The following is a 22,561-nucleotide window of genomic DNA, read 5'->3' as shown; positions in this document are numbered from 1 at the left end:
CTGCGGCGTGCCGACTCTCCGCATCACCCAGGACGACGCCGCCGACGACCTGCTCGGCCGCGACCCCCTCGCCCTCGTGCTCGGGATGCTCTTCGACCAGCAGTTCCCCATGGAGCGGGCCTTCGCCGGGCCCCGGCTGCTCGCCGAGCGGATGGGCCTCGACCCCGCGACGGACAGGCTGTCGGCCGCCGCCGTCGCCGACGCCGACCCCGACGCGCTGGCCGCCTGGTTCGCCGGGCCGCCCGCGGTGCACCGCTACCCCGGGTCGATGGCGGCCCGGGCGCGGGCGCTGTGCCGGCTGTTGGTCGACCGCTACGACGGCCGCGCCGAGGGGCTGTGGGACGGCGTCCCCGACGGCGCCACCCTGCTGCGCCGGATCGGCGAGCTGCCCGGCTTCGGCGCGCAGAAGGCGAAGATCCTCGTCGCGCTGCTCGGCAAGCAGTACGGCGTGACCCCGCCCGGGTGGCGGGAGGCGGCCGGCTCCTACGGCGAGGAGGGCTCCCGGCGCTCGGTCGCCGACATCACCGGGCCCGAGTCGCTGGCCGAGGTGCGGGCCGCCAAGCAGGAGGCCAAGAAGGCCGCGAAGGCCGCCGCCGCCGCCCGCTGACCGCGCCCTCGACCAGCACCGGATCGTCCGCGGAGGGCCCTGCACGGACCCGGTGCGAGTGGCACGATGGAGGGCGGACCGGGAGACGCCGGATTGCCCGCCACCGGATGACGGGCAACTGGTTCCTCGCAGGCGACACCGTGCCGTCTCCGCCCCGGCCCGCGGAGGGAAGGGTGCTCGTGGCCTCGAGCCAGCAGTCCGCGCGACCCCGCAAGGCCGAGCCGGTGCTCATCACCCAGGCCGAACCGAGCCTGGTCGAGCAGCACGCGGCCCGGAAGCGGCGGTACGTGCTGACCATGGCCGTCCGCGGCATCAGCCTGGTGCTGGCCGCGGTGTTCTACCAGACCGTCTGGCTGATGATCATCTTTGCCGTGCTCGGCACGGTGCTGCCCTGGATCGCCGTCGTCATGGCCAACGACCGGCCGCCGAAGAAGAAGCTCGACGCCCACCGCTACGTCGCGCCGCGGCCCGACCGGATCCTGGAGGCCCCGCCGCGGGAGCGCCGGGTGATCGAGGGCGGCCGGGTCATCGACGGCTGAGCCTCAGCGCGCGCCGGGCCGCCCGACCACCGCGGCGGCCCGGGCCAGCCCGGCGTCGAGCGCGGTCACCGGGTCGCCGCCGGCGAGCCACACCGCCAGCAGGCCGGCCGTGAACGCGTCGCCGGCACCGGTGGTGTCCACCACCGCGGCCGGGTGCGCCGGGCGGTGCACCAGCTCGTCGCCCGAGGCCCACAGCGCGCCCTCGGCGCCCAGGGTCACCGCCACCGCGGCGTGCCGGGCGGCCAGTGCCCGTGCGGCCTCCACGGCGTCCGCGCAGCCGGTGAGCAGTCGCGCCTCGTCGGCGTTGGGCAGCAGCAGGTCGACGCCGGCGGTGTCGGCCAGCCAGCGGTCCACCCCGGAGGCGGCCAGCGGGCCGGTCGAGGCCGGGTCCACCGAGACGGTGCACCCGGCGGCGCGCGCCGCGGCCAGCGCGGCGAGCCCGGCGGCCCGCGGCCGCTCGTCGAGCAGCGTGTAGCCCGACAGGTGCAGGTGCCCGCCCGGGGCGGGCGCCGGGACGTCGCCCGCGTGCAGCGCCAGGTTGGCGCCGCGGTCGGCCAGCATGCTGCGCTGCCCGCCGGGCTCGACCAGGCTGACGATCGTGCCGGTGGCGGCCCCGGCCACCCGGCGCAGCGCCGTCCGGACGCCGGCCGCGGCCAGCTCGCCGGCCAGTGCCGTCCCGGCGGCGTCGTCGCCCACGCAGCCGGCCAGCTGCACCGGCACGCCGAGCGCGGCGAGGTGGGCGGCCACGTTGGCGCCGGCCCCGCCGCCCCGCGTGCGGATGGTGGCCGGCCGGTCCGACCCCGGTGCCGGCTCCCCGGCGAGGACGGCGACGACGTCGGTGGCGACGTCGCCGACGACGACCACCGGCCGCGCGGTGCTCAGCGCGCCTGCCCGGCGAGCGCGGCGGCGATCCGCCCCGCGAGCTCGGCGTTGCGCAGCACGAGGCGCACGTTGACCGCGAGCGTGGCGCCCTCGCTGGCCCGGTGCAGGTGGTCGAGCACGAACGGCGTCACCGCCTTGCCGCGCACCCCGGCGGCCTCGGCGGCGGCCAGCGCATCGGCGATGACCCGGTCGTGCAGCGCCGGGTCGAGCTGCTCGTCGGCCGGCAGGGGGTTGGCCACGACGACGGCGCCGGGTGCCAGCTCGCGCCGGGCGGCGAGCACCGCGGCGGCCTGCTCGGGCGAGTCGACCGACCACTCGACCGGTGAGCCCGAGTCGGCCACGTAGAAGCCGGGGAAGGTGCGGGTGCGGTAGCCGACGACGGTCACCGACAGGCTCTCCATCCGCTCCAGCGTCGCCGGGACGTCGAGGATGGACTTCACGCCCGCGCAGACGACGGCCAGCGAGGTCCGCGAGAGCGCGGTGAGGTCGGCCGACTCGTCGAAGGTCTCGGCCGACTGGCGGTGCACCCCGCCCAGCCCGCCGGTGGCGAACACGCCGATCCCGGCGGCGGCGGCCAGCAGCGCGGTGCTGGAGACGGTGGTGGCGCCCGACAGGCCCAGCGCGGCGGCCACCGGCAGGTCGCGGACGCCGAGCTTGGCCAGGTCCGGGTCGCGGCACACCCGGTCGACCTGCTCGGCGGTCAGGCCCACGTGCGGGACGCCGTCGAGCACCGCGACGGTCGCCGGCACGGCACCACCGGCCCGCACCGCGGCCTCGACGTCGTCGGCGGCCGCGCGGTTGTCCGGCCGGGGGAGGCCGTGGGCCAGCAGCGTGCTCTCGAGCGCGACGACGGGGGCACCGGCGGTCAGCGCCTCGTCGACCTCGGGGGAGAGGCGCAGCGGGGAGCCGACGGCGTGGCGGCCGGTGGAGGTGGGTTCGACGGACACCCTGCCATCATGGTCGGTGGGCGGGGAGCGTCCGGCTCCTCCCTCGGCGCCGCGCCCCCGCCGCCACCTGGACCCGACCCTGGGAGAGCCCGTGAGCAGTTCCGACCTCCTCGAGAAGCCCGACGTCCGCGACAGCGACACCGGCAACGCCAACGAGGTCTTCCACTACGTCAAGAAGGACAAGATCGCCGAGAGCGCGGTCATGGGCACGCTGGTCGAGGCGCTGTGCGGCGAGGTGTTCCCGGTGACCAAGAGCCCCAAGCCCGGCAGCCCGGTCTGCCCGGCCTGCAAGGAGGTCTACGAGCAGCTCCGCGAGTAGAAGGACCTCCCTGCCCCCCACCACTCGCTCCGCTCGCAGCGGGGCCCTGCAGGGAGGCCGTTCCAGCGCCTCACCGCCTCACCCGAGGCCGAGGCGCTTCGCCTCGGCCTGCAGCTCAGCGGCCCGGCGGCGCTGGGCCCGCCGGGTGTGCCGGCGCAGCGGCGCGGGCCAGCGCTCCTGCACGGCGGCGTTGAGCTCGGCGCCCAGCAGCACCGCCATGCCGAAGAAGAACAGGAACAGCAGCGCCGCTATGGGGGTGGCCAGCGCCCCGTAGGGCAGCGCGGCGACCAGGATGTCGGAGACGTAGAGCCGCAGCACGGTCGCCGCCACGACGAAGAACCCGACGGCCAGCACCGTGCCCAGCAGGTGCCGGTGCCAGGGCAGCCGCCGGGGCAGGATCACGTGGTAGAAGCTCGTGAGCGCCAGCACCAGGCCGACGACGACGAGCGGCACGTACACCGCGTTGATCAGCACCGTGGCGGTGCCCTGCCAGTCCTGCGGCAGCACCGCGACGAGCAGGCCGGGCCCGAGCACCAGCAGCGGCAGCATGAGCACCGCGAGCACCAGGCCCACGACGAACAGTCCCAGCGCCATCAGCCGGGTGCGGATCGGGCCGCGGACGTCGCGCTGGTCGTAGGCGATGACGATCGTGTTCATGAACGTCGCGGTCGCCGACGACCCGGCCCACAGGGTGAGCAGGAAGCCCAGGCTGACCACGTCCAGCCGGCCCGAGGTCAGGATGTCGTTGAGGGTGGGCCGGACCAGCGAGTCGACGACGTCGGCGGTCACCACCTGGCTGGAGGCGTCGACCAGGGTGTCCTCGACGGTCTGCACCGCCGCCGCGCCGATCCAGTCGCCGAGGAAGCCCAGCGAGCCCAGCAGGGCGATCAGCAGCGGCGGCACCGACAGGATCTGCCAGAACGCCGCCTCGCCGGACAGCCCCAGGATGCGGTCCTGCCACGCCTTGGCCACCGTGCGGCCGAGCACCTGCAGCGGCACGCGGACCACGGCCGGCCAGTGGTCGAGGCGTCCGGGCGGCGGGACGTCGGCGCGGCTCGCCCCCGAGGCGGTCACGACCGGGGCCGGCGGGCCGTCGGTGGGCTGACCGGCCGCCCCGTCCGCGCGGGGCGGCCCGCCGGCCCGCACGGTGCTCACCGGCCCAGTGTGCACGCCCGACGCGGGCGCCCGCCGGGCCGCGCGGCCGGGGACGCCCGTCGTCGCCCGGTCGGGCGAGGTGCTCAGCGGGTCCGGCGGTGCCCCGGCCGGCGGCCGGGAGCCGACGGCGCGGCCGGCGGCGGGGCGCCCTCCGGGGCGGGCACCGGTGCGGCCGGGTCCGGCTGCGGCGGGACGCAGCGGATGACCGCCTCGGCGGCGTAACGGGTGTCGAAGGACTCCCGCCGCACCTCGGCGCCGGTCTGCAGGTCGCGGAAGACGCGGGTCACCGTGATGTCGAAGCCCTGGGCGCCGCCCTGGGAGATGCAGGTGCCGTCGTCCACCTTGTCCTGCACGGCGGGCTCGCGGACGTTGCGCCGCGGCCCCTCGACGGCCTCCACCTCGTAGTAGCGCGTGCCGTAGAAGGTCACGGTGACCGACCCGCCGGAGGCGCCCGGCGTCCACTGGGTGTCGACGTAGATGCCGGTCTCGGTGTCGTTGCGCCACTGCAGGTCGATCTGGCCCTCGTACACCGTGGCCTCGCGCCCGGCCGGGTAGCGGCTGATGTAGAAGCTGTGCGGCTTGTGGTAAACGTCCTCGAGCCCGGCGAAGAACACCGCGTTGAACATCGTCGTGGCGAACTGGCTGATGCCGCCGCCGACCGCGGTGGACAGGGCGCCGCCGCTGATCACGTTGGCGGGCACGTAGCCCTGCGCGGTCCCGCGGGGGCCGGTGAAGGTGTTCAGGCTGAAGGTCTCACCGGGCAGCACGAGCGCGCCGTCGACCTCCTCGGCCACCACGCGGATGTTGGTGCCGCTGGCGCTGTTGCCCGTGGTGGTCGTGAACGAGCTGACCTCCTCGCGGATCCCGAGGGCCTCGGCCTCCTGCGTGGTCAGCTCGGCGGGCACCGGGCCGAGCTCGGCGGTCACCGTGCGCGGCGCGGGGTCGGGCAGCACCGCCAGCAGCTCGGTGGAGAGCACGGCCGGGTCCACACCGGTCCCGTCCACCGAGGGCACGACCCGGACGCTGCCGCCGGCGATCTCGAAGCGGGCGTCCTGCGCGGGGGTGCCGAACGCGGTGAAGTCCTCACCCATCGCCGTCTGCAGTGCCGCGGGGTCGACGCCGACGGTGAGCTCGCCGCTGTCCTCGGGGGTGAACGTCAGCGAGGCGGCGATCGCCTCCACCGGGACGTCGACGGAGGCCGCGCCGTCCTGGCTGCGCACGGTCACCGGCGCGGCGAGGGCGGGGGTGACGGTCTCCTCGAGGACCCGCTCGGCCTCCTCGGTGCCGACCCGCACCGGGAGGACCTCCACCGGCAGCTCGATCGGGGTGGCGGGGTCCCCGCCGGCGGCCAGGGCGGCGGTGATCGCCTCGGCGGCGCCCTCCCGGTCGAGGGTGCGGCCGTCGACCGGCTCGACCAGCGTCGGGGTGGTCCCCTCGACGGCGATGGAGGCGTCCACCGGCACGCGGTCGACCTGGGTCGCGATGGTGTCGACCTGCGCGGTCAGCGAGGTCTCCTCGCCGGTGATGACCGGCGTGACCCGGCGCTCGCTGACCAGCGACACCAGGCGCGTCCAGGGGTTGAGCGGCTGGTCGTCGGCGGCGTCGACGGTGCCCTCGACGTCCAGGGTGAGGCCGGCGGTGGCGGGGGAGAGGGTGGTCTCGACGTCGTCGGCCACGACCACGTGGTCGGCGGTCACCCGGGGCGCCAGGTCCTCCTCGAGCCGCTCGGCGGCCGCCGCGGGCGAGAGGCCACCGATGTCGACCCCGGCCACCACGGTGTTGCGCGGGACGTGGTCGCCGGCGACCAGCAGGTCGACCCCGTAGGCGACGCCGAGCGCGGCGAGCACCGCCACGGGCGCGAGGACGGCCGGCCGCCGCCAGCCGCGGCGCCGGGGGCCGTCGCCACCTGCCGGGCCGGCGGTGTCTCCCGGGCCGGCGGTGTCTCCCGGGCCGGCGGTGTCTCCCGGACCGTCCGTGCGGGGGGACGGCGGGACCGCGGGGGCGCCGGGCGCCGCGGGCGGCGTGGCGGCCGGGTCGAGGCGCGCCGTCGCGTCCGCGGGGACGGCCTCGGTGGGGACGGGCTCGGTGGGGTGCGCGTCCACCGGGCCGTCGGGGAGCGCCACGGTGCCGTGTGCCGGGTCGGGTGCCGGGGCCGGTGACGGGCTGCCGTCCGGTCCGGGCGTGTCGCCGGCCGTGGGCGCGACCCGCGGCGCCTCGGCGGCGGTGCCCGGGGCCTCCGGCGCCGTGGACGGGACGGCCGGCACCGCCGGCGGAGGCGGCGCGTCGGGACCGACGGGACCGCGGTCCCGGGGGACCGGGCGGGTGTCGTCGGAGAGCTCGCCGGGAACGGCGGTGTCCGGGGCGGGCGCGGGCGGGGCGGGGTGCTGCGGCATCTCGGGGTCCTCGTGTCGACCGGGGGTCCCCGACAACGACGGAGCCGCCGGCTCCCCGTCCGCGTCAGGCGGAACGGGGACGCCGGCGGCGTCGTCGGGTGAGGGCTTCATCGCAGGGAGCGACGATAGCGCCTCTCTCAGCGTGCGAGGTGCTGCTCGCCGTCCGTCTCGATGATGTCGACGGCGATGTCACGGAGCTTGGACTCGTACTCGCGAGCGTGGTGCCCGCAGAAGACGAGGTCGCTGCCGCTGGCGAGCACGACACGCACCTTGGCCAGCGCGCCGCACCGGTCGCAGTGGAAGGGCACGACCAGGTCGTCGGCGGCGGGGGTCGTCGTCAGCGTCTGGGTCATCTGGGTCATCACTCGCTCTCTACCGCACGGACCCGCGGCTGCGGATCGGCCTCCTGCACAGCGCCAGGATGAGCCCCGGTGTTCCCGTTCCTCCCGATCCGTCGGCCGACTCGCCCGGGATGGGGGGCGGGTGACCGGTGGGGCGGGTGGGTGGGGGTCAGCAGGGACGTCACTGGGTGGTAACGGTGTGTCTGGGTGGTGCTGGTCGTTCCGTGCGCCGGCAGGTCTCCGGCTCGTGGGTCCGCTGCTGTCTCGACGTCCTCCACGCTACGCCGTCTACCCGGCCGCTGCCGTCGTACACCGCGCCGCCCGCCCGGGCGGGTGAGATCGTGACCTCAGCGCGACCGGGACGACACCTGGCCGCGACACGACGGGCACCCGGGGGTCACCCGGACGGCGGACGGCCCCCGACCCGCAGGTCGGGGGCCGTCAGCGAGCTGAGAGGCCGGCCTCGCTGCAGGGGCCCGCCGCGAGCGTGCGAGCGGTGTGGGGCAGCGAGGTCCTTCTGCTAGTCCAGGTAGTCGCGCAGGACCTGGGAGCGGCTCGGGTGGCGCAGCTTCGACATGGTCTTGGACTCGATCTGCCGGATCCGCTCGCGGGTGACCCCGTAGACCTGGCCGATCTCGTCGAGCGTGCGCGGCTGGCCGTCGGTCAGGCCGAACCGCAGCCGGACGACGCCGGCCTCCCGCTCCGACAGCGTCTGCAGCACGCTGGTCAGCTGGTCCTGCATGAGGGTGAAGCTGACCGCGTCGACGGCGACGACCGCCTCGGAGTCCTCGATGAAGTCGCCGAGCTGGCTGTCGCCCTCGTCGCCGATGGTCTGGTCGAGGCTGATCGGCTCCCGGGCGTACTGCTGGATCTCCAGCACCTTGTCCGGGGTGATGTCCATCTCCTTGGCCAGCTCCTCCGGGGTGGGCTCGCGGCCCAGGTCCTGGAGCAGCTCGCGCTGGATGCGGCCGAGCTTGTTGATGACCTCGACCATGTGCACCGGGATGCGGATGGTGCGGGCCTGGTCGGCCATGGCGCGGGTGATCGCCTGCCGGATCCACCAGGTGGCGTACGTGGAGAACTTGTAGCCCTTGGTGTAGTCGAACTTCTCCACGGCGCGGATGAGGCCGAGGTTGCCCTCCTGGATGAGGTCCAGGAACGCCATGCCGCGGCCGGTGTAGCGCTTGGCGAGGGAGACCACGAGGCGGAGGTTGGCCTCCAGCAGGTGGTTCTTGGCGCGCTCGCCGTCGCGGACGATCCAGTTGAGGTCGCGGCGCATCTGCGGGGAGAGCTTCTGGCCCTCCTCCTCGGCCGCGCGCAGCCGCTCGGCGCCGTAGAGGCCGGCCTCGATGCGCTTGGCGAGGTCGACCTCCTCCTCGGCGTTGAGCAGCGCGACCTTGCCGATCTGCTTGAGGTAGGCGCGGACGGAGTCGGCCGAGGCGGTGAGCTCGGCGTCCTTGCGGGCCTGCCGCAGCGCCTCGGACTCCTCCTCGTCGTCCCACTCGAAGTCGCCGCCCTCGGCGGTGGCCTCCTCCGCGGGCGCGTCGGCGGCCTCGGCCCCGTCGGGCCCGGCGACGACGGTCTCGTCGAGGGTGAGGCCCTCGGCGCCGGCGTCGACCACCGCCACGGCGGAGTCCTCGGTGGCGACGGCGGTCAGCACCGCGCCCTCGCCGCTGCCCGGCGAGGGGCTGATGGCCGGCTTGCGGACGCCCTTGGCGGCCGGGGCCTTGGTGGGGGCCTTCTTCCGCGCGGGCTTGGCCGCGGACGCGTCCGCTGCCACCCCCACGGGTGCGCTGGTCCGGGAGGCCCGGGGACCGGCGGCGACCGTCTTCGAGCGGGTGGTGCTCGCGGCGGCGTCCGGTGCTGGCTTGTCGGCGGGCACTCAGGTTCCTTCCCGTGCTGGGTGCGTCCCCGGGAGCGGGTGGAGCTCCGGGCAGCGGCCCCGGTCGGTGACCACGGAGCGGGGAGTGCCGCCGGTCCGGCGCGGGGTTTGACCGCGGCGCGGGCGGGGGATGACTCCCGGCTGGGTGGCGACGTGCTGGGGCTCCTCCATTGTAGCGGCGGAACGGAGTGTGACCACCGCCATCGCGGTGGTGCTCGCCCGGACGGGCTGCCACACCACCCCAGGTCAGCCGGTCCCTCCGCAGGGTGACCGACGCGTCGTCGCGCCGGGAACGGCCCTCCTGCAGGGGCCCGCGCCGAGCGTTTGCCGGCCCGGGGGGCAGGAGGGTCCTCCTTCAGTGGTCGATGCGCTCGGCGGCGGTGAGGGCCGCTCCGACGATGCCCGCGTCGTTGAGCAGCTGCGCGGGCACGACCTCGGTCCGGGTGGTCAGCAGCGGCACCCACTTGTGCGCCTTCTTGCTCACCCCGCCGCCGACGATGATCAGGTCCGGCCACAGCCCGGCCTCGAGGACGTCGAGGTAGCGGTCGACGCGCTTGGCCCACTGCGGGTAGCTGAGGTCCTCGCGGTCCTTGGCGGCGGCCGAGGCCTTCTTCTCGCCGTCGTGACCGTCGACCTGGATGTGGCCGAACTCGGTGTTGGGCACCAGGTGCCCGTCGACGAACAGGGCGCTGCCGATGCCGGTGCCGAAGGTCAGCATGAGGACGACGCCGCGGCGGTCGCGGCCGGCGCCGTAGCGCATCTCGGCCAGCCCGGCGGCGTCGGCGTCGTTGAGCGTCTCGACCGTGCCCGGGACCAGCGCGGTCATCCCGGCGTCGACGTCGGTGCCGATCCAGCCGTGGTCCATGTTCGCGGCGGTGTAGGCGACGCCGCGCTTCATCACGCCGGGGTAGGTGACGCCGATCCGGCCGGTCCAGCCGAAGGTCGCCACGATGCCGGCCACCTCCCGGTAGACCGCCTCCGGCGTCGACGGCTGCGGCGTCTCCACCCGCACCCGCTCGCCGACGAGCGCGCCCTGCGCGAGGTCGACCAGGCCGCCCTTGATGCCGCTGCCACCGATGTCCACCCCGAAGCCCTGCTGCACGGCGGTCACCCTAGTGACCGGCGCCGCACGGTGGGGCGGCCGCTCGGGCAGGATCGCCCGGGTGAGTGCCCTGCCCCCGTCCGCCGCCCTGCTCGACCTCGCGGTCGCCACCGCCCGGGAGGCGGCCGCCCTGGTCGCCCGCGAGCGCGGGTCGGCCGCGGCCGCCGTCGACGTCAAGTCCAGCCCCACCGACGTCGTCACCGCCGTCGACACCGCCACCGAGCGGCTGATCACCGAGCGGCTGCTCACCGCGCGGCCCGACGACGGGCTGCTCGGCGAGGAGGGCGCCGACCGGCAGGGCACCAGCGGCGTGCGGTGGGTGGTCGACCCGATCGACGGGACGGTGAACTTCCTCTACGGCCTGCGCGGCTACGCGGTCTCCATCGCCGCCCAGGTGGACGGCGCCACGGTGGCCGGGGCGGTGCTCGACGTGCCCACCGGCGAGCTGTTCACCGCGACCGCCGGCGGCGGGGCCTTCCTGTCCACGCCGGCCGACCCCGGACCGCGGCGGCTCACGGGGAACCGGCCGGGTTCCCTCGGCCAGACGCTGGTGGCCACCGGCTTCGGCTACCGGGTGGAGCAGCGGCGGGCGCAGGGCGCGGTCGTGGCGCAGCTGCTGACGGAGGTGCGCGACATCCGCCGCCAGGGCTGCGCCTCCCTCGACCTGTGCTCGGTGGCCGCCGGGCGGGTGGACGCCTACTACGAGCTCGACCTCAAGCCGTGGGACCACGCGGCCGGTGCGCTGGTGGCCGCCGAGGCGGGACTGGTCGTCACCGGCCTGCCCGGCCGGCCGTTCGCCGAGCCGATGGCCGTCGCCGTCCCGGAGACGGTGGCGGAGCCGTTCCTCGCCCTCCTCGACCGCCTCCACTGAGAGGACCCCCTCGCCCCCACCGCTCGCACGCTCGCGGCGGGCCCCTGCGAGGGGGCCGTCAGCAGGCGGCCTCGGCGCTGGCGATGGGGGTGAGGGTGGCCGCGACCTCCTCGGGCGAGGCCAGCCGCTGGAAGTCCGGGCCGATCACCAGGTCGACGCGCGCGTCGGCCCGGGTGTCCTGGTAGCTGCCCGAGCCCGGGAGGAACAGGGCCAGGTAGGCGGCCGCGTCGCGGCCGGCCGGGCCGAAGCGCACCTCACCGGGGCCGGTGACCTCGCGGCCGCTCGGGTCGTTGGCGACCTCGTCGACGACGAACCCGCGCTGCTGCAGCTCCCCGGCCACGGTCTGGGCCAGGCCCGCGGTGTCGGTGGCGTTGAAGACGCGCACCGACAGCGTCGAGGGGTCCAGCGACGGCGGGGCGGCCTCGGCGGTCGCGCAGGCGGCGTCGGTGGCCTCCTCCCGGGCGCTGGCGTCGGAGAGCACCTTCCACCACACGCCGAGCGCGGCGAGCGCGAGCACGAGCAGGAAGACCAGCGGCGGGATCAGCCGGCGGTCCTTCCGGGGGCGCACCGGGGGCGTCTCGCTTGCCACGCTCACGGTCGTCCTCCTCGCCGGCGGCCCGGCAGGTCTCGCCGGGTCGCGCGGATCCTACGGTCGGCCGCGGGCCTCAGAGGACACCGTCGTCGAGTGCGGCGCGTCCCCGCTCGACGCACGGGTCGATCCGGTCGGCGTACCCGGCGGTGTCCTTGCCGGCCATCGCGCCGGCGGCCGAGCGGGCGACGATGCCGGCCACGATCGCGGCGAACTTGAAGTAGGCGAACCCGACGTACCAGTGCAGGTCGGCCAGGTCGAGGCCGCTGCGCTCGGCGTAGCGCGCCGCGACCTCGGCGCGGCTGGGGAAGCCCTCGAGGGCGGTGACCGTGCTCTGCCCGGCGACGCTCGGCTCGCCGGCCTCGGGCCAGTAGACGTGCAGCATCCCGAGGTCGGCCAGCGGGTCGCCGAGCGTCGACATCTCCCAGTCCAGGACCGCGCGGACGCCGCCGGGCCGGTCGGGGTCGAGCAGGCAGTTGTCCAGCCGGAAGTCGCCGTGCACGATCCCGGTCCGCTGGCTCGCCGGGACGGTCTCGGCCAGCCGGGCGGCGAGGGCGTCGAGACCGGGGCGGTCGCGGTCGCGGGTGGCCTCCCACTGCTGCGTCCACCGGCGCACCTGGCGGGCCATGAAGCCCTCCGGCCGGCCGAAGTCGCCCAGGCCCACGGCCCCGGGGTCGACGGCGTGCAGGTCGGCCAGCACGTCGATGAGCCCCTCGCCGATCGCGCGGCGCTGGGCCGGCTCGTCGGCGTACCCCGCCGGGATGCGGTCGACGACGTGCAGGCCGAACACCCGCTCCATGACGTAGAAGGGAGCGCCGAGGACGGCGGTGTCGGTGCACATGTGCAGCGTCCGCGGCACCGGGACGGGGGTCCCGCCGAGCGCGCTGATCACGCGGTGCTCCCGTGCCATGTCGTGCGCCGTGGCGAGCACCGCGCCCGTCGGCGGGCGGCGCAGGATCACCGACTCCTCCGGCGTCCCCCCGGCCGGCGTCACCACGTAGGTGAGGTTGGACATGCCGGCGGCGATGAGCTCGACGGTCACCTCCCGCCAGCGGTCGTCGCCCAGGACGGAGGCGAGGTACGGGCCGACGACGGCGGGATCGGCACCCACGGGACTCGACACGGGGCGCAGGGTAACCTCCGGCACTCCGCCTCCCCACCGGCCCGTCCGGACCCCGTCGCGGAGCCCACCGCGACTCCGCGTGTCGCCCGCGCGCGGGCGGGCACAAACCGGGGCCGCACGGCGTTGGGGGGCTGCCGGTCCCGCACCCGGCCGACCACGGGGGGTCGCCGGGAGCGGACGCCGGTCCCGGAACCCACGGCCGCCCCGGCGGCCGGACCGGACGGTGGCGCTCCTCGCCGCCGTCGCACGATGCGGGCGCGTTCCGCCCGCGAGAACCCCGGAGGAGGGGCACACCCCATGGCCACCGACTACGACGCCCCGCGCCGCAACGAGGCCGACGAGCTCGGCGAGGACTCCCTCGAGGAGCTCAAGGCGCGGCGCGCCGAGGCGCAGTCCGCCTCGGTCGACGTCGACGAGACCGACTTCAACGAGAGCCTCGAGCTGCCCGGTGCGGACCTGTCCAACGAGGAGCTGACCGTCCGCGTGCTGCCCAAGCAGGAGGACGAGTTCACCTGCTCGCGCTGCTTCCTGGTCCAGCACCGCAGCCGGCTGGCCGCGACCAAGGGCGACCAGCTCTACTGCCGCGACTGCGCCGCCTGAAGAAGGACCCCGCTGCCCCCCACGCCTCGCTGACGCTCGGCGCGGGCCCCTGCAGCGGGGCCGTTCCAGCACGTCACCAGGCTCGGTGGCGGGGCCCTGCGAGGGGGCCGTTCCAGCACGTCACCACGCTCGGCGCGGGCCCCTGCAGCGGGGCCGCTCCAGTGACCCACCAGGAGGACAGGCGATGAGCGAGCACGGGGACCGCAGGGCCGCACCGCGGGACGTCCCGCCGCCGCGGCCGGTGCAGCCCGCCGTCACGGCGGGGGACGCCGCGGCGGGCGGGCCGGCCTGGCTGGCCGAGGACTCCGGCCTGGGCCGGGCGGCCCGCGCCGTCGCCGACGCCGTGGCCGGCCTGCTCGGCAGCGCGCCGGACGACGCCGCGCCCGACGGCGAGCGGCGCTCGGCCGCCGGCACGCTGCGCGACGTCCTCGGCGCGGTCGCCTCGGCGGCCACCCGCCGCGGTGACGCGCCCGCCGCGGCCGACGACGAGAGCCGCTCGCCGGGCACCGTCCTCGGCGACCTGCTCGCCGCCGCGGCCCCCCGGCTGCCCATCCGCGACGCCGCGCGGCTGCGGGCCGCGCACCCCGGGCGCAGCGACGAGGAGATCGCCGACGCCCTCGTCACCCGGGCCTCCCGGGTCACGGCCGCCGTCGGCGCGGCCACCGGCGGCCTGTCGGCCGCCCACTGGTTCGCCCCGCCGTCGCTGGTCGCCCTGCCGCTGGAGCTCGGTGCCGAGACGCTGCTCGTGGCCGCGGTCGAGGTGGTGCTCCTCGGCGAGCTGCACGAGCTGGCCGGCCGCCCGGCGCCCGGCGACCCCCGCGACCGGGCCCTGGCCTACCTGTCCAGCTGGACCCAGCAGCGCTCCGTGGAGGGCACCACGCAGCAGGGCGTCGGCGCGGTGCTGGGGACGGCGGGCTTCCGGGCGCTGCGGCGCCGGCTGTCCCGCCGGATGCTGCGCAACGTCGGGTCGGCGGCACCGCTGCTCGTCGGTGCCGCGCTCGGCGGGCGGGGCAACCTCAAGGCCACCGAGACCCTCGCCCGGAGGGTCCGCGCCGACCTGCGCCGCGCCGGCTCCTGAGCCCGCGGCCGGTCGGCCGGACCCCCGTCGGCGCCGTTAGGGTCGCCGTCGTGGTCGACCCCCTCGACGTCCCCGTCCGGCTCACCGCGGCGGGGGCGGCGCCCCCGCGCTACGCGCTGCCGGGCGACGCCGGCGCCGACCTGACCGTCACCGAGGACGTCGAGCTCGCCCCGCTGCAGCGCGCGCTGGTGGGCACCGGCGTGGCGGTGGCCATCCCCGAGGGCTACGCCGGGTTCGTGCACCCGCGCTCGGGTCTGGCCGCCCGGCACGGGGTCAGCGTGGTCAACGCGCCCGGCACCATCGACGCCGGCTACCGCGGGGAGATCAAGGTCAACCTGGTGAACCTCGACCCGGCCACCCCGGTCACGCTGCGCCGCGGCGACCGGGTCGCCCAGCTCGTGGTGCAGCCGGTGGTGCGGGCCCGCTTCGTCCCCGTCGAGGAACTGCCGGAGAGCGCCCGCGGCGAGGCCGGGCACGGGTCCACCGGTGCGGGACAGGAGGCCTGAGATGCCCTTCGGACGACGGCGCAACCGGATCGACCGCAGCCTGCGCGAGCGCGGCGTCCCGCCCGAGCCGCAGCACCGCGAGCGCGAGGTCGCCGAGACCACCGGCCCCTACGACGCCGCCGACGCCCCCGAGGACGGCACCGCCCGTGTCGACCTCGGCTCGCTGCGGCTGCCCGCCGTCCCCGGCACGGAGCTGCGGGTCGACGTCAACCAGCAGCAGAAGGTCATCGGCGCGACGCTGCGCTACGGCGACTCGCTGCTGCAGGTCTCGGCCTTCGCCGCGCCGCGGGCCGCCGGCATCTGGGACGACGTCCGCGCCGACCTCGCCCGCGGCGCGTCCGGCCAGGGTGCCCGGCTGCAGGAGGTCGACGGCCCCTTCGGCACCGAGCTCGCCGGCAGCATCGTGGTCACCCCGCCGGCGCAGCCCGGGGGACCGCCGCCCCAGCCGGTCCGCCGCGCCGCCCGCTTCGTCGGCGTCGACGGCCCGCGCTGGTTCCTCCGCGGGATGATCAGCGGCCCGGCCGCCGAGAGCCCGGAGGCCGCGGCGGTCCTCGAGGACGTGTTCCGCAAGGTCGTCGTCGTCCGCGGCACCGAGCCCATGCCGGTGCGCGAGCAGCTGCCGCTGTCCCTGCCCCCGCAGGCCGCCGCCCAGCTCGCCCGCCAGCAGCAGGCCGGCCGGCCCGGCGCCGCCCCGCCGCCGGCCGCCGCGCCGCAGCGGCCCGGGGGCCGGCACGCCGCCCCGCCCGAGCCGGCCGGGTGAGCATCCCCGTCCCCGCCGCGTACGGCGGGCACCCCGACCAGTTCCTCGAGCTCACCCTCCCGGCGGGCGACGGTCCCGCACCCGTGGCGGTCGTGCTGCACGGCGGCTTCTGGCGCGCCGCCCGCGGCGTCGAGCTGGCCCGTCCCCTCGCCGCCGACCTCGCCGCCGCCGGCTGGGCGGCCGTGGCGGTCGAGTACCGCCGGGTCGGTGCCGGCGGCGGCTGGCCGGCCACCCTCGAGGACGTCGCCGCGGCGCTCGAAGCGCTGCCGGACCTGGAGGACGCGGCCCGCCTCGACCTGACCGAGGTCGCCGTCGTCGGGCACTCCGCGGGCGGCCACCTCGCCGCGTGGGCCGCCGGGCGGGCCCGGCTGCCCGCGGGCGCCCCGGGCGCCGGCCCGCGGGTGCGGGTGACCGCAGTGGTGCTGCAGGCCGGCGTCCTGGACCTGGTCCGCGCCGCCGAACAGGGACTGGGCAGCGGGGCGACGCAGGAGTTCCTCGGCGGCGAGCCGGGCGAGGTGCCCGCCCGCTACGCCGCCGCCGACCCGGTGCGGCTGCTGCCCACCGGCGCGGACGTGCTCTGCGTGCACGGCACCGCGGACGACGTCGTCCCGCTCGAGCAGTCGCAGCGGTACGCCGCGGCCGCGGGCGCGGCCGGGGACCGGGTCACGGTGCTGCCCGTCCCCGGCGGGCACATGGAGCCGATCGACCCCTCGGGTGAGCAGTGGGCCCGGGCGAGGGAGTGGCTCGGGCGGCGCCGCACCGGCCGCGGGGGCAGCACTACCCTGGGGGCGTGACACAGACGCGTCCCGGCGGCTGGCTCTCGCGCACCCTGCAGCGGCTGACCGCCGACGACTCCACCATCGACGCGCAGGAGCTGCGCGCCGAGGCCGACCGCGCCGGCTGCGAGCCGGTGAGCGCGTGCCGCAGGGGCGAGGTGGTCACGGTCACCGGGCGGCTGAGGTCGGTGGTCTACACCCCGCGCGAGACGGTGCCGACCCTCGAGGCCGAGCTGTTCGACGGCTCTGGCTCGGTCACCCTGGTGTGGCTCGGCCGCCGCCGCATCCCCGGCATCGAGCCGGGGCGCACGCTCACCGCGCGCGGCCGGTTCGGCAACTTCGAGGGCCGCAAGGTCATCTACAACCCCTGGTACGAGCTGAGCGCGGGGTGACGCCGGCGGCCGACGACGACGGCCGGCACGACCCGGGGGGAGCAGCACCGCACGGCGCGCCCGAGGCCGACGCCCGGCCGCTCACCTTCGACCGGCACATGGTCCTCGACCAGCTCGGCGGCTGGCGCGGGATGGTCGACGCCTCCCTGCCGACGATCGCGTTCATCGTCGCCAACGCCGTCGGCGGCCTGCGCACCGGCATCTGGAGCGCCCTGGGCGTCGCCGTGCTCGTCGTGGTGTTCCGGCTGGCCCGGCGGGAGAGCCTGCAGCAGGCGTTCAGCGGCCTGTTCGGCGTCGCCGTCGCGGTGGCCATCGCCGCGGCGTCCGGGCAGGCGCGCAACTACTTCGTCCCGGGGATCATCCGCAACGCCGTCATCGGCGTGGTGCTGCTCGGGTCGGTGCCGCTGCGCTGGCCGCTGGTCGGCGTCCTCGCCGAGTTCCTGGCACCCAGCCACCTGGGGTCCATGGCCGCGCACTCGCTGCCCGGGCTGCGGCGGCGGGTGGACACCGCCCGCGCCCGGCTGCACCACCGGCCGCCGCCGGAGCCCGCCCCGGACGGCCGCCGGGTGGACCCGGAGCCCGAGCGGCACTGGCGCGACGACCCGCGCGTGGTGCGCGCCTACGGCTGGCTCACGGTGATGTGGGCGGTCACGTTCCTGCTGCGCGTGGCGGTGCAGACGCCGCTGTACCTGGCCAACGAGGAGGGCCTGCTCGGGGTCGCCTCGCTGGTGCTCGGGCTGCCGGTGACCGCGGCCGCGCTGGCGGTCACGCTGTGGGTGGTCGCCCGGCTGCACCGGCACCGGGTCGAGGCCGACCCGGCCACGCCGCCGGACTGACGTTCAGAGGACGCCGGCGGGGGAGAGCACCTGCTGCAGCTGCTCCTCGACGTCGGCGTGGGTGACGAACAGCAGCTCGTCGCCGACCTCGAGCGGCTCGTCGGGCGAGGGCGTGATCACCCGGTCGCCGCGCAGCAGCGCCGTCAGCACGGTCTCCCGCGGCAGCGGCACGTCGCGCAGCGGCCGGCCGGCCCACGGGGTGTCCTCGGCGAGGGTGATCTCGACCAGGTTCGCCGCGCCCTTGCGGAAGCTCATCAGCCGGACGACGTCGCCCACGGTCACCGCCTCCTCGACCAGCGCGGCGAGCACCCGCGGGGTGGAGACGGCGACGTCGACGCCCCAGGCCTCGGTGTAGAGCCACTCGTTGCGCGGGTCCTTGACCCGGGCGACGACGCGGTTGACCGCGAACTCGGTCTTGGCCAGCAGCGAGACGACCAGGTTGGCCTTGTCGTCGCCGGTGGCGGCCACCACGACGTCGCAGGTGGCCAGCTGCGCCTCCTCGAGGGAGGACACCTCGCACGCGTCGGCCTGCACCCACTCGGCGCCGGGCACCGCGCGGGTGCGCACCTTGCGGCCGTCCTTCTCGATGAGCATCACGGTGTGCCCGTTGTTGAGCAGCTCACCGGCGATCGAGCGGCCGACCGCGCCGGCGCCGACGATGGCCACGCGCATCAGGCGCGCCTCCCCTCGGGGTGCTCGACCGTGGCGTGCACCCGGTCGGAGATCTCGTCGGTGGCCGCGACGACGAGCTGGTCGCCGTCCTGCAGCACGGTGGAGGCCGACGGCAGCTGGGCCTCACCGAAGCGGACCAGCCAGGCCGCCCGGGCGCCGGAGGCGGCCTCGAGCTCGGCGAGCTTGCGGCCCACCCAGCCGTCGGTGACGGTCACCCGCATCAGCAGCACCCGGCCGGTGGGCTCGCGCCAGAGCTCGCTGACCTTGACCGACAGCAGCTCCCGCAGCAGCCGGTTCACCGTCCAGGGCACGGTGGCCACGCTGGGGATGCCCATCCGCTCGAAGACCTCGGCGCGCTTGGAGTCGTAGATCCGCGCCACGACGTGCTGGACGCCGAAGGTCTCCCGCGCCACCCGGGCGCTGATGATGTTGGAGTTGTCGCCGCTGCTCACCGCGGCGAAGGCGCCCGCGGAGTCGATGCCGGCGTCGAGCAGCGTCTGCCGGTCGAAGCCCAGGCCGGTGACCTGGCGGCCGGTGAACTCCGGGCCCAGCCGGCGGAAGGCCTCGGGGTCCTGGTCGATGACCGCGACGCTGTGGCCGATCCGCTCCAGCCGCCGGGCGATCTCCGAGCCGACACGGCCGCAGCCCATGACGACCACGTGCACGTGCCCCTCCCGAGTCGTCCGCGCGGGCGCCGGCGGCCCGCGTACCGGGCGCGAAGCTACACCCGCGCGGCCCGGGTCCGGGGCGCGTGCCGGACGCCACACCCGGGGGGAGGACCCGCTCGCAGGAGGCGGCGACGGGTCCCCGGCGTCCGTACCATCGCCGCCGTGCCCCGCCTGTCCGACCTCGGACAACTCCCCAAGCGCCTCGTCCTGGGCCGCCCGGTCCGCAGCGACCGGGCCGGTGAGTCGCTGCTGCCCAAGTCGCTGGCGCTGCCCATCTTCGCCAGCGACCCGCTCTCCTCGGTGGCCTACGCCACCCAGGAGATCCTCATCGTGCTGACCCTCGCCGGCACCGCGTTCCTCTTCCTCGCGCCGTGGCTGGCCGTCGTGGTCGTGCTGCTGCTGGCCACGGTGGTGCTGTCCTACCGGCAGGTGGTGCACGCCTACCCCTCGGGCGGCGGCGACTACGAGGTCGCGATGAAGAACCACGGGCAGTTCGCCGGGCTCACGGTGGCCAGCGCGCTGCTGGTCGACTACGTGCTCACCGTCGCCGTCTCGGTCTCGGCCGGCACCGACAACATCATCTCCGCGTTCCCCGTGCTCAACCAGCACCGCGTGCTCATCGCCGTCGGGCTCGTCGCGCTGCTCGCGGCCACCAACCTGCGCGGCGTCCGGGAGTCGGGCAAGACCTTCGCCGTCCCGACCTACCTGTTCGTCGCCGGGATCATGGTCATGATCGTCACCGGGCTGGTCCGCGACTTCCTCACCGACTCGCCCGTCGTCGCCGAGAGCGCCGGGTGGTCCATCGCCCCCGAGCCGGGCTACGACGGCCTGGGCGGGGTGGCCCTGGTCTTCTTCGCGCTGCGCGCCTTCGCCTCCGGCTGCACCGCGCTCACCGGGGTCGAGGCGATCGCCAACGGCGTGCCCGCCTTCAAGCCGCCCAAGTCGCGGAACGCCGCCACCACGCTGGCGCTCATGGGCTGCATCGCCGCGACGATGTTCGCCGGCGTCACCGCGCTGGCCCTGCTCGGCGAGGTGCGGTACGCGGAGAACACCTGCGACCTCGTCGGCTTCCCCGGCGACTGCCAGACCGACCCGCAGCGCACCGTCATCGCCCAGCTGGCCGCGGCCACCTTCGGCGGGGCCCAGTCGGTCGGGTTCTTCTACATCCAGGCGGTCACCGCGCTGGTGCTCGTGCTGGCCGCCAACACCGCCTTCAACGGCTTCCCGCTGCTGGGCTCGGTGCTCGCGCAGGACCGCTTCCTGCCCCGCCAGCTGCACACCCGCGGCGACAAGCTCGTCTACAGCAACGGCATCCTGCTGCTGGCCGGGTTCGCCGCGCTGCTGCTCGTCGCGTTCCAGGCCGACCCCAACCGGCTGATCCAGATGTACATCGTCGGGGTCTTCACCAGCTTCTCGATCGGCCAGTGGGGCATGGTGCGGCACTGGAACCGGGAGATCCGGCTGTCCACCGACGACGCCGAGAAGCGGCGGATGCGCCGCTCCCAGGTCATCAACACCATCGGCGGCACGCTGACCACCGTCGTGCTGGTGATCATCGTGATCACCAAGTTCACCCGCGGCGCCTACCTGGTGATCCTCGTGATGCCGGTCCTGTTCCTGCTGATGAAGGCGATCAACCGGCACTACTCGCACGTCGCCGAGCAGCTGGTGCCCGACAGCGACGCCCGCCTGCTGCCCAGCAAGGTGCACGCCATCGTGCTGGTCTCCAAGGTGCACAAGCCGACGCTGCGGGCGCTGGCCTTCGCCCGGGCGACCCGGCCGGACGTGCTCACCGCGCTGACGGTCAACGTCGACGACGCCGACACCCGCGGGCTGCAGTCGGACTGGGAGCGCTACGACATCCCGGTGCCGCTCACCGTGCTCGAGTCGCCCTACCGCGAGATCACCCGCCCGGTGGTCGACTACGTCAAGGCGATCCGCCGGCAGAGCCCGCGCGAGCTGGTCATCGTGTTCGTGCCGCAGTACGTGGTCGGCCACTGGTGGGAGAACGTGCTGCACAACCAGAGCGCGCTGCGGCTGCGCGCCCGGCTGCAGTTCCAGCCCGGCGTCATGATCACCACCGTGCCGTGGCAGCTGGAGAGCTCGGTCGGCCGGGGCGACGACGACCGGCGGCTGGGCCCGATGCCCGGCGACCTGCGCCGCGGCCTGACCGACGACCACGTCGACGCGACGCCCTATGGCTGAGCGGCGCCGCGGCGGGGCCCCGGACCGGGGCCTGGGCTGGGTGGGCCGGGAGTTCACCGTGACCGTGGGTCCGGTGGCGCACGGCGGGCACTGCGTGGCCCGCGCCGAGGGCCGGGTGGTGTTCGTCCGGCACGCGCTGCCGGGGGAGCGGGTCGTCGCCCGGGTCACCGAGGACCGCCAGCCCGGCTACTGCCGCGCCGACGCCGTCGAGGTGCTCGAGGCCGCGCCCGACCGGGTCGAGCGGCCCTGCCCCTACAGCGGGCCCGGGCGCTGCGGCGGCTGCGACTGGCAGCACGTCGCGCCCGAGGGGCAGCTGCGGCTCAAGGCCGACGTCGTCCGGGAGCAGCTGACCCGGCTCGGCGGGCTCGACGCCGCCGACCCGGTGCTGCGCGACCTCGCCGTCGAGCCGCTGCCCGGCGGGCCGCTGCGCTGGCGGTCGCGGGCCCGCTTCGCCGTCGGCCGCGACGGCGTGCCGGGGCTGCGGCGGCACCGCTCGCACGACGTCGTCCCGCTGGAGGACTGCCCGATCACCGTGGAGCCCGCCGCGCGGGCGGTGCTCGCCCGGCGGTGGCCGGGCGCCGGGGCGGTCGACGTCTCCGTCGACTCGGCCGGCGCGGTCACCACCACCCGGCTCGACCGCCGCGGCGTGCCGACGTCGACCCGGGTGCTGCGGCCGGGCGCGGACGGGCCGGCCGCGCCGGCCGGGCGGGCCGGGCGGCGCGCCGGCGGCCGGGACTGGGAGGTCGAGGGCACCGGCTTCTGGCAGGTGCACGAGTCGGCGGCCGACGCGCTGGTGGCCGCGGTGACCCGGGCGGCCGGCGTGCGCACCGGGGAGACCGTGCTCGACCTGTACGCCGGCGCCGGCCTGTTCGGCGGGGCGCTGGCGCCCACGGTGGGGGAGGCCGGCCGGGTGGTCTGCGTGGAGGCCGACGCCGAGGCGTGCGCGGCGGCCGAGGCCAACCTCGCCGGCCTTCCGCAGGCCGAGGTCTGGCAGGGCGAGGTGGACGCCGAGGGCCTCACCGGGCTGCTCGAGGAGCTGGGGGGCGCGCCCGACGTCGTCGTCCTGGACCCGCCGCGGGCCGGTGCCGGGCCCGCGGTGAGCCGGGTGCTGGCCGGCACCGGGGCGCGCGCGGTGGTCTACGTGGCCTGCGACCCGGCCTCGCTCGGCCGCGACACCGCTGCGTTCGCCGCCGCCGGGTACCGCCTGGCGCAGCTGCGCGGGTTCGACGCCTTCCCGATGACCGCGCACGTCGAGTGCGTGGCGCTGTTCACCCCTTCCGGCTGACCTCCTCCCGCGGGTGAGGCCGCGGCGGGGTCC

The 22,561-nt window shown here is 76.3% G+C and carries 24 protein-coding genes; 13 read left to right on the top strand and 11 right to left on the bottom strand.

Going from position 1 to position 22,561, the window contains the following annotated elements; genetic code table 11:
* The first annotated feature begins 7 nt into the window (after positions 1-7).
* Positions 8-607, top strand: coding sequence for an HhH-GPD-type base excision DNA repair protein (locus tag BLQ97_RS11600; RefSeq protein ID WP_091366412.1), 600 nt, complete (start codon positions 8-10; stop codon positions 605-607).
* A gap of 173 nt (positions 608-780) precedes the next feature.
* On the top strand, positions 781-1,146 hold the full coding sequence (locus BLQ97_RS11595; RefSeq protein ID WP_245692086.1) for a DUF3099 domain-containing protein: 366 nt from the start codon (positions 781-783) through the stop codon (positions 1,144-1,146).
* 3 nt (positions 1,147-1,149) lie between these two features.
* Here the strand turns inward: BLQ97_RS11595 and BLQ97_RS11590 are convergent, their stop codons facing one another.
* A complete protein-coding gene (locus BLQ97_RS11590) occupies positions 1,150-2,010 on the bottom strand; it encodes a carbohydrate kinase family protein (RefSeq protein ID WP_245692085.1) in 861 nt (286 codons plus the stop codon).
* A 14-nt stretch (positions 2,011-2,024) separates the two neighbouring features.
* Positions 2,025-2,975, bottom strand: a complete 951-nt coding sequence (locus BLQ97_RS11585; RefSeq protein WP_175471692.1) for a pseudouridine-5'-phosphate glycosidase — start codon at positions 2,973-2,975, stop codon at positions 2,025-2,027.
* Between the two features lie 91 nt (positions 2,976-3,066).
* On the opposite strand from BLQ97_RS11585, the gene BLQ97_RS11580 reads away from it, so the two are divergent.
* Positions 3,067-3,294 (top strand): DUF3039 domain-containing protein, encoded by a 228-nt coding sequence (locus BLQ97_RS11580; protein WP_091366034.1) that lies wholly within the window; start codon positions 3,067-3,069, stop codon positions 3,292-3,294.
* Between the two features lie 78 nt (positions 3,295-3,372).
* Here BLQ97_RS11580 and BLQ97_RS11575 read toward each other — a convergent pair whose 3' ends face one another.
* The 5 genes from BLQ97_RS11575 to ppgK all read right to left on the bottom strand — a co-directional run bounded on the left by BLQ97_RS11575 (position 3,373) and on the right by ppgK (position 10,167).
* Positions 3,373-4,449 (bottom strand): YihY/virulence factor BrkB family protein, encoded by a 1,077-nt coding sequence (locus tag BLQ97_RS11575; protein ID WP_091366033.1) that lies wholly within the window; start codon positions 4,447-4,449, stop codon positions 3,373-3,375.
* 83 nt (positions 4,450-4,532) lie between these two features.
* Positions 4,533-6,842: a VanW family protein gene (locus BLQ97_RS11570; protein WP_091366032.1), complete on the bottom strand. Its 2,310-nt coding sequence runs from the start codon at positions 6,840-6,842 to the stop codon at positions 4,533-4,535.
* Between the two features lie 137 nt (positions 6,843-6,979).
* Positions 6,980-7,204 carry a DUF7455 domain-containing protein gene (locus tag BLQ97_RS11565; protein ID WP_091111865.1) on the bottom strand — a complete coding sequence of 75 codons (225 nt, stop codon included), beginning with the start codon at positions 7,202-7,204 and terminating at the stop codon, positions 6,980-6,982.
* A 499-nt stretch (positions 7,205-7,703) separates the two neighbouring features.
* On the bottom strand, positions 7,704-9,065 hold the full coding sequence (locus BLQ97_RS11560; RefSeq protein ID WP_091366031.1) for an RNA polymerase sigma factor: 1,362 nt from the start codon (positions 9,063-9,065) through the stop codon (positions 7,704-7,706).
* 355 nt (positions 9,066-9,420) lie between these two features.
* Positions 9,421-10,167 carry a polyphosphate--glucose phosphotransferase gene (gene ppgK, locus BLQ97_RS11555; RefSeq protein ID WP_217637156.1) on the bottom strand — a complete coding sequence of 249 codons (747 nt, stop codon included), beginning with the start codon at positions 10,165-10,167 and terminating at the stop codon, positions 9,421-9,423.
* Between the two features lie 61 nt (positions 10,168-10,228).
* On the opposite strand from ppgK, the gene BLQ97_RS11550 reads away from it, so the two are divergent.
* On the top strand, positions 10,229-11,038 hold the full coding sequence (locus tag BLQ97_RS11550; protein WP_245692084.1) for an inositol monophosphatase family protein: 810 nt from the start codon (positions 10,229-10,231) through the stop codon (positions 11,036-11,038).
* Positions 11,039-11,096: 58 nt separating this feature from the next.
* Here the strand turns inward: BLQ97_RS11550 and BLQ97_RS11545 are convergent, their stop codons facing one another.
* A complete protein-coding gene (locus tag BLQ97_RS11545; RefSeq protein ID WP_091366028.1) occupies positions 11,097-11,633 on the bottom strand; it encodes a LytR C-terminal domain-containing protein in 537 nt (178 codons plus the stop codon).
* A gap of 70 nt (positions 11,634-11,703) precedes the next feature.
* Positions 11,704-12,750, bottom strand: a complete 1,047-nt coding sequence (locus BLQ97_RS11540) for a phosphotransferase family protein (RefSeq protein ID WP_091366027.1) — start codon at positions 12,748-12,750, stop codon at positions 11,704-11,706.
* 297 nt (positions 12,751-13,047) lie between these two features.
* On the opposite strand from BLQ97_RS11540, the gene BLQ97_RS11535 reads away from it, so the two are divergent.
* The 7 genes from BLQ97_RS11535 (at position 13,048) to BLQ97_RS11505 (ending at position 17,698) form a co-directional block, all read left to right on the top strand.
* Positions 13,048-13,350, top strand: coding sequence for a DUF4193 domain-containing protein (locus tag BLQ97_RS11535; protein ID WP_091111521.1), 303 nt, complete (start codon positions 13,048-13,050; stop codon positions 13,348-13,350).
* 184 nt (positions 13,351-13,534) lie between these two features.
* On the top strand, positions 13,535-14,428 hold the full coding sequence (locus BLQ97_RS11530; RefSeq protein ID WP_091366026.1) for a hypothetical protein: 894 nt from the start codon (positions 13,535-13,537) through the stop codon (positions 14,426-14,428).
* Between the two features lie 50 nt (positions 14,429-14,478).
* Positions 14,479-14,934: a dUTP diphosphatase gene (gene dut, locus BLQ97_RS11525; RefSeq protein WP_091366025.1), complete on the top strand. Its 456-nt coding sequence runs from the start codon at positions 14,479-14,481 to the stop codon at positions 14,932-14,934.
* 1 nt (position 14,935) lies between these two features.
* Positions 14,936-15,694 carry a DUF3710 domain-containing protein gene (locus BLQ97_RS11520; RefSeq protein WP_091366024.1) on the top strand — a complete coding sequence of 253 codons (759 nt, stop codon included), beginning with the start codon at positions 14,936-14,938 and terminating at the stop codon, positions 15,692-15,694.
* Positions 15,691-16,488: an alpha/beta hydrolase family protein gene (locus tag BLQ97_RS11515; protein WP_091366023.1), complete on the top strand. Its 798-nt coding sequence runs from the start codon at positions 15,691-15,693 to the stop codon at positions 16,486-16,488. Before BLQ97_RS11520 ends, BLQ97_RS11515 begins: the two co-directional genes overlap by 4 nt.
* A complete protein-coding gene (locus BLQ97_RS11510) occupies positions 16,485-16,862 on the top strand; it encodes an OB-fold nucleic acid binding domain-containing protein (RefSeq protein ID WP_091366405.1) in 378 nt (125 codons plus the stop codon). Before BLQ97_RS11515 ends, BLQ97_RS11510 begins: the two co-directional genes overlap by 4 nt.
* The gene (locus BLQ97_RS11505; protein ID WP_245692083.1) at positions 16,859-17,698 is read left to right on the top strand and encodes a DUF3159 domain-containing protein; all 840 of its coding nucleotides are present in this window, start codon (positions 16,859-16,861) and stop codon (positions 17,696-17,698) included. The genes BLQ97_RS11510 and BLQ97_RS11505 overlap by 4 nt, the downstream gene beginning before the upstream one ends.
* Before the next feature lie 3 nt (positions 17,699-17,701).
* Here BLQ97_RS11505 and BLQ97_RS11500 read toward each other — a convergent pair whose 3' ends face one another.
* The gene (locus BLQ97_RS11500; RefSeq protein ID WP_091366022.1) at positions 17,702-18,370 is read right to left on the bottom strand and encodes a potassium channel family protein; all 669 of its coding nucleotides are present in this window, start codon (positions 18,368-18,370) and stop codon (positions 17,702-17,704) included.
* A complete protein-coding gene (locus BLQ97_RS11495; RefSeq protein ID WP_091366021.1) occupies positions 18,370-19,035 on the bottom strand; it encodes a potassium channel family protein in 666 nt (221 codons plus the stop codon). Before BLQ97_RS11495 ends, BLQ97_RS11500 begins: the two co-directional genes overlap by 1 nt.
* Positions 19,036-19,200: 165 nt before the next feature.
* On the opposite strand from BLQ97_RS11495, the gene BLQ97_RS11490 reads away from it, so the two are divergent.
* Together BLQ97_RS11490 and BLQ97_RS11485 are read left to right on the top strand one after the other, a co-directional pair.
* Positions 19,201-21,243, top strand: coding sequence for an APC family permease (locus BLQ97_RS11490; protein ID WP_091366020.1), 2,043 nt, complete (start codon positions 19,201-19,203; stop codon positions 21,241-21,243).
* Positions 21,236-22,528 carry a class I SAM-dependent RNA methyltransferase gene (locus tag BLQ97_RS11485; RefSeq protein ID WP_091366019.1) on the top strand — a complete coding sequence of 431 codons (1,293 nt, stop codon included), beginning with the start codon at positions 21,236-21,238 and terminating at the stop codon, positions 22,526-22,528. The genes BLQ97_RS11490 and BLQ97_RS11485 overlap by 8 nt, the downstream gene beginning before the upstream one ends.
* Positions 22,529-22,561: the final 33 nt, after the last annotated feature.

It is taken from the genome of Geodermatophilus telluris (assembly GCF_900102745.1).
Classification (GTDB): Bacteria; Actinomycetota; Actinomycetes; order Mycobacteriales; family Geodermatophilaceae; genus Geodermatophilus; species Geodermatophilus telluris.
Note: the sequence above shows the minus strand (reverse complement) of the source record. Positions and strands in the feature narration are given on the sequence as shown.

Coding starts and splice junctions, on each gene's coding strand:
- BLQ97_RS11535 (WP_091111521.1), top strand. CDS start 13,048: ATGGCCACCGACTACGACGCCCCGCGCCGCAACGAGGCCGACGAGCTC.
- BLQ97_RS11500 (WP_091366022.1), bottom strand. CDS start 18,370: ATGCGCGTGGCCATCGTCGGCGCCGGCGCGGTCGGCCGCTCGATCGCC.
- BLQ97_RS11520 (WP_091366024.1), top strand. CDS start 14,936: ATGCCCTTCGGACGACGGCGCAACCGGATCGACCGCAGCCTGCGCGAG.
- BLQ97_RS11485 (WP_091366019.1), top strand. CDS start 21,236: ATGGCTGAGCGGCGCCGCGGCGGGGCCCCGGACCGGGGCCTGGGCTGG.
- BLQ97_RS11565 (WP_091111865.1), bottom strand. CDS start 7,204: ATGACCCAGATGACCCAGACGCTGACGACGACCCCCGCCGCCGACGAC.
- BLQ97_RS11570 (WP_091366032.1), bottom strand. CDS start 6,842: ATGCCGCAGCACCCCGCCCCGCCCGCGCCCGCCCCGGACACCGCCGTT.
- BLQ97_RS11530 (WP_091366026.1), top strand. CDS start 13,535: ATGAGCGAGCACGGGGACCGCAGGGCCGCACCGCGGGACGTCCCGCCG.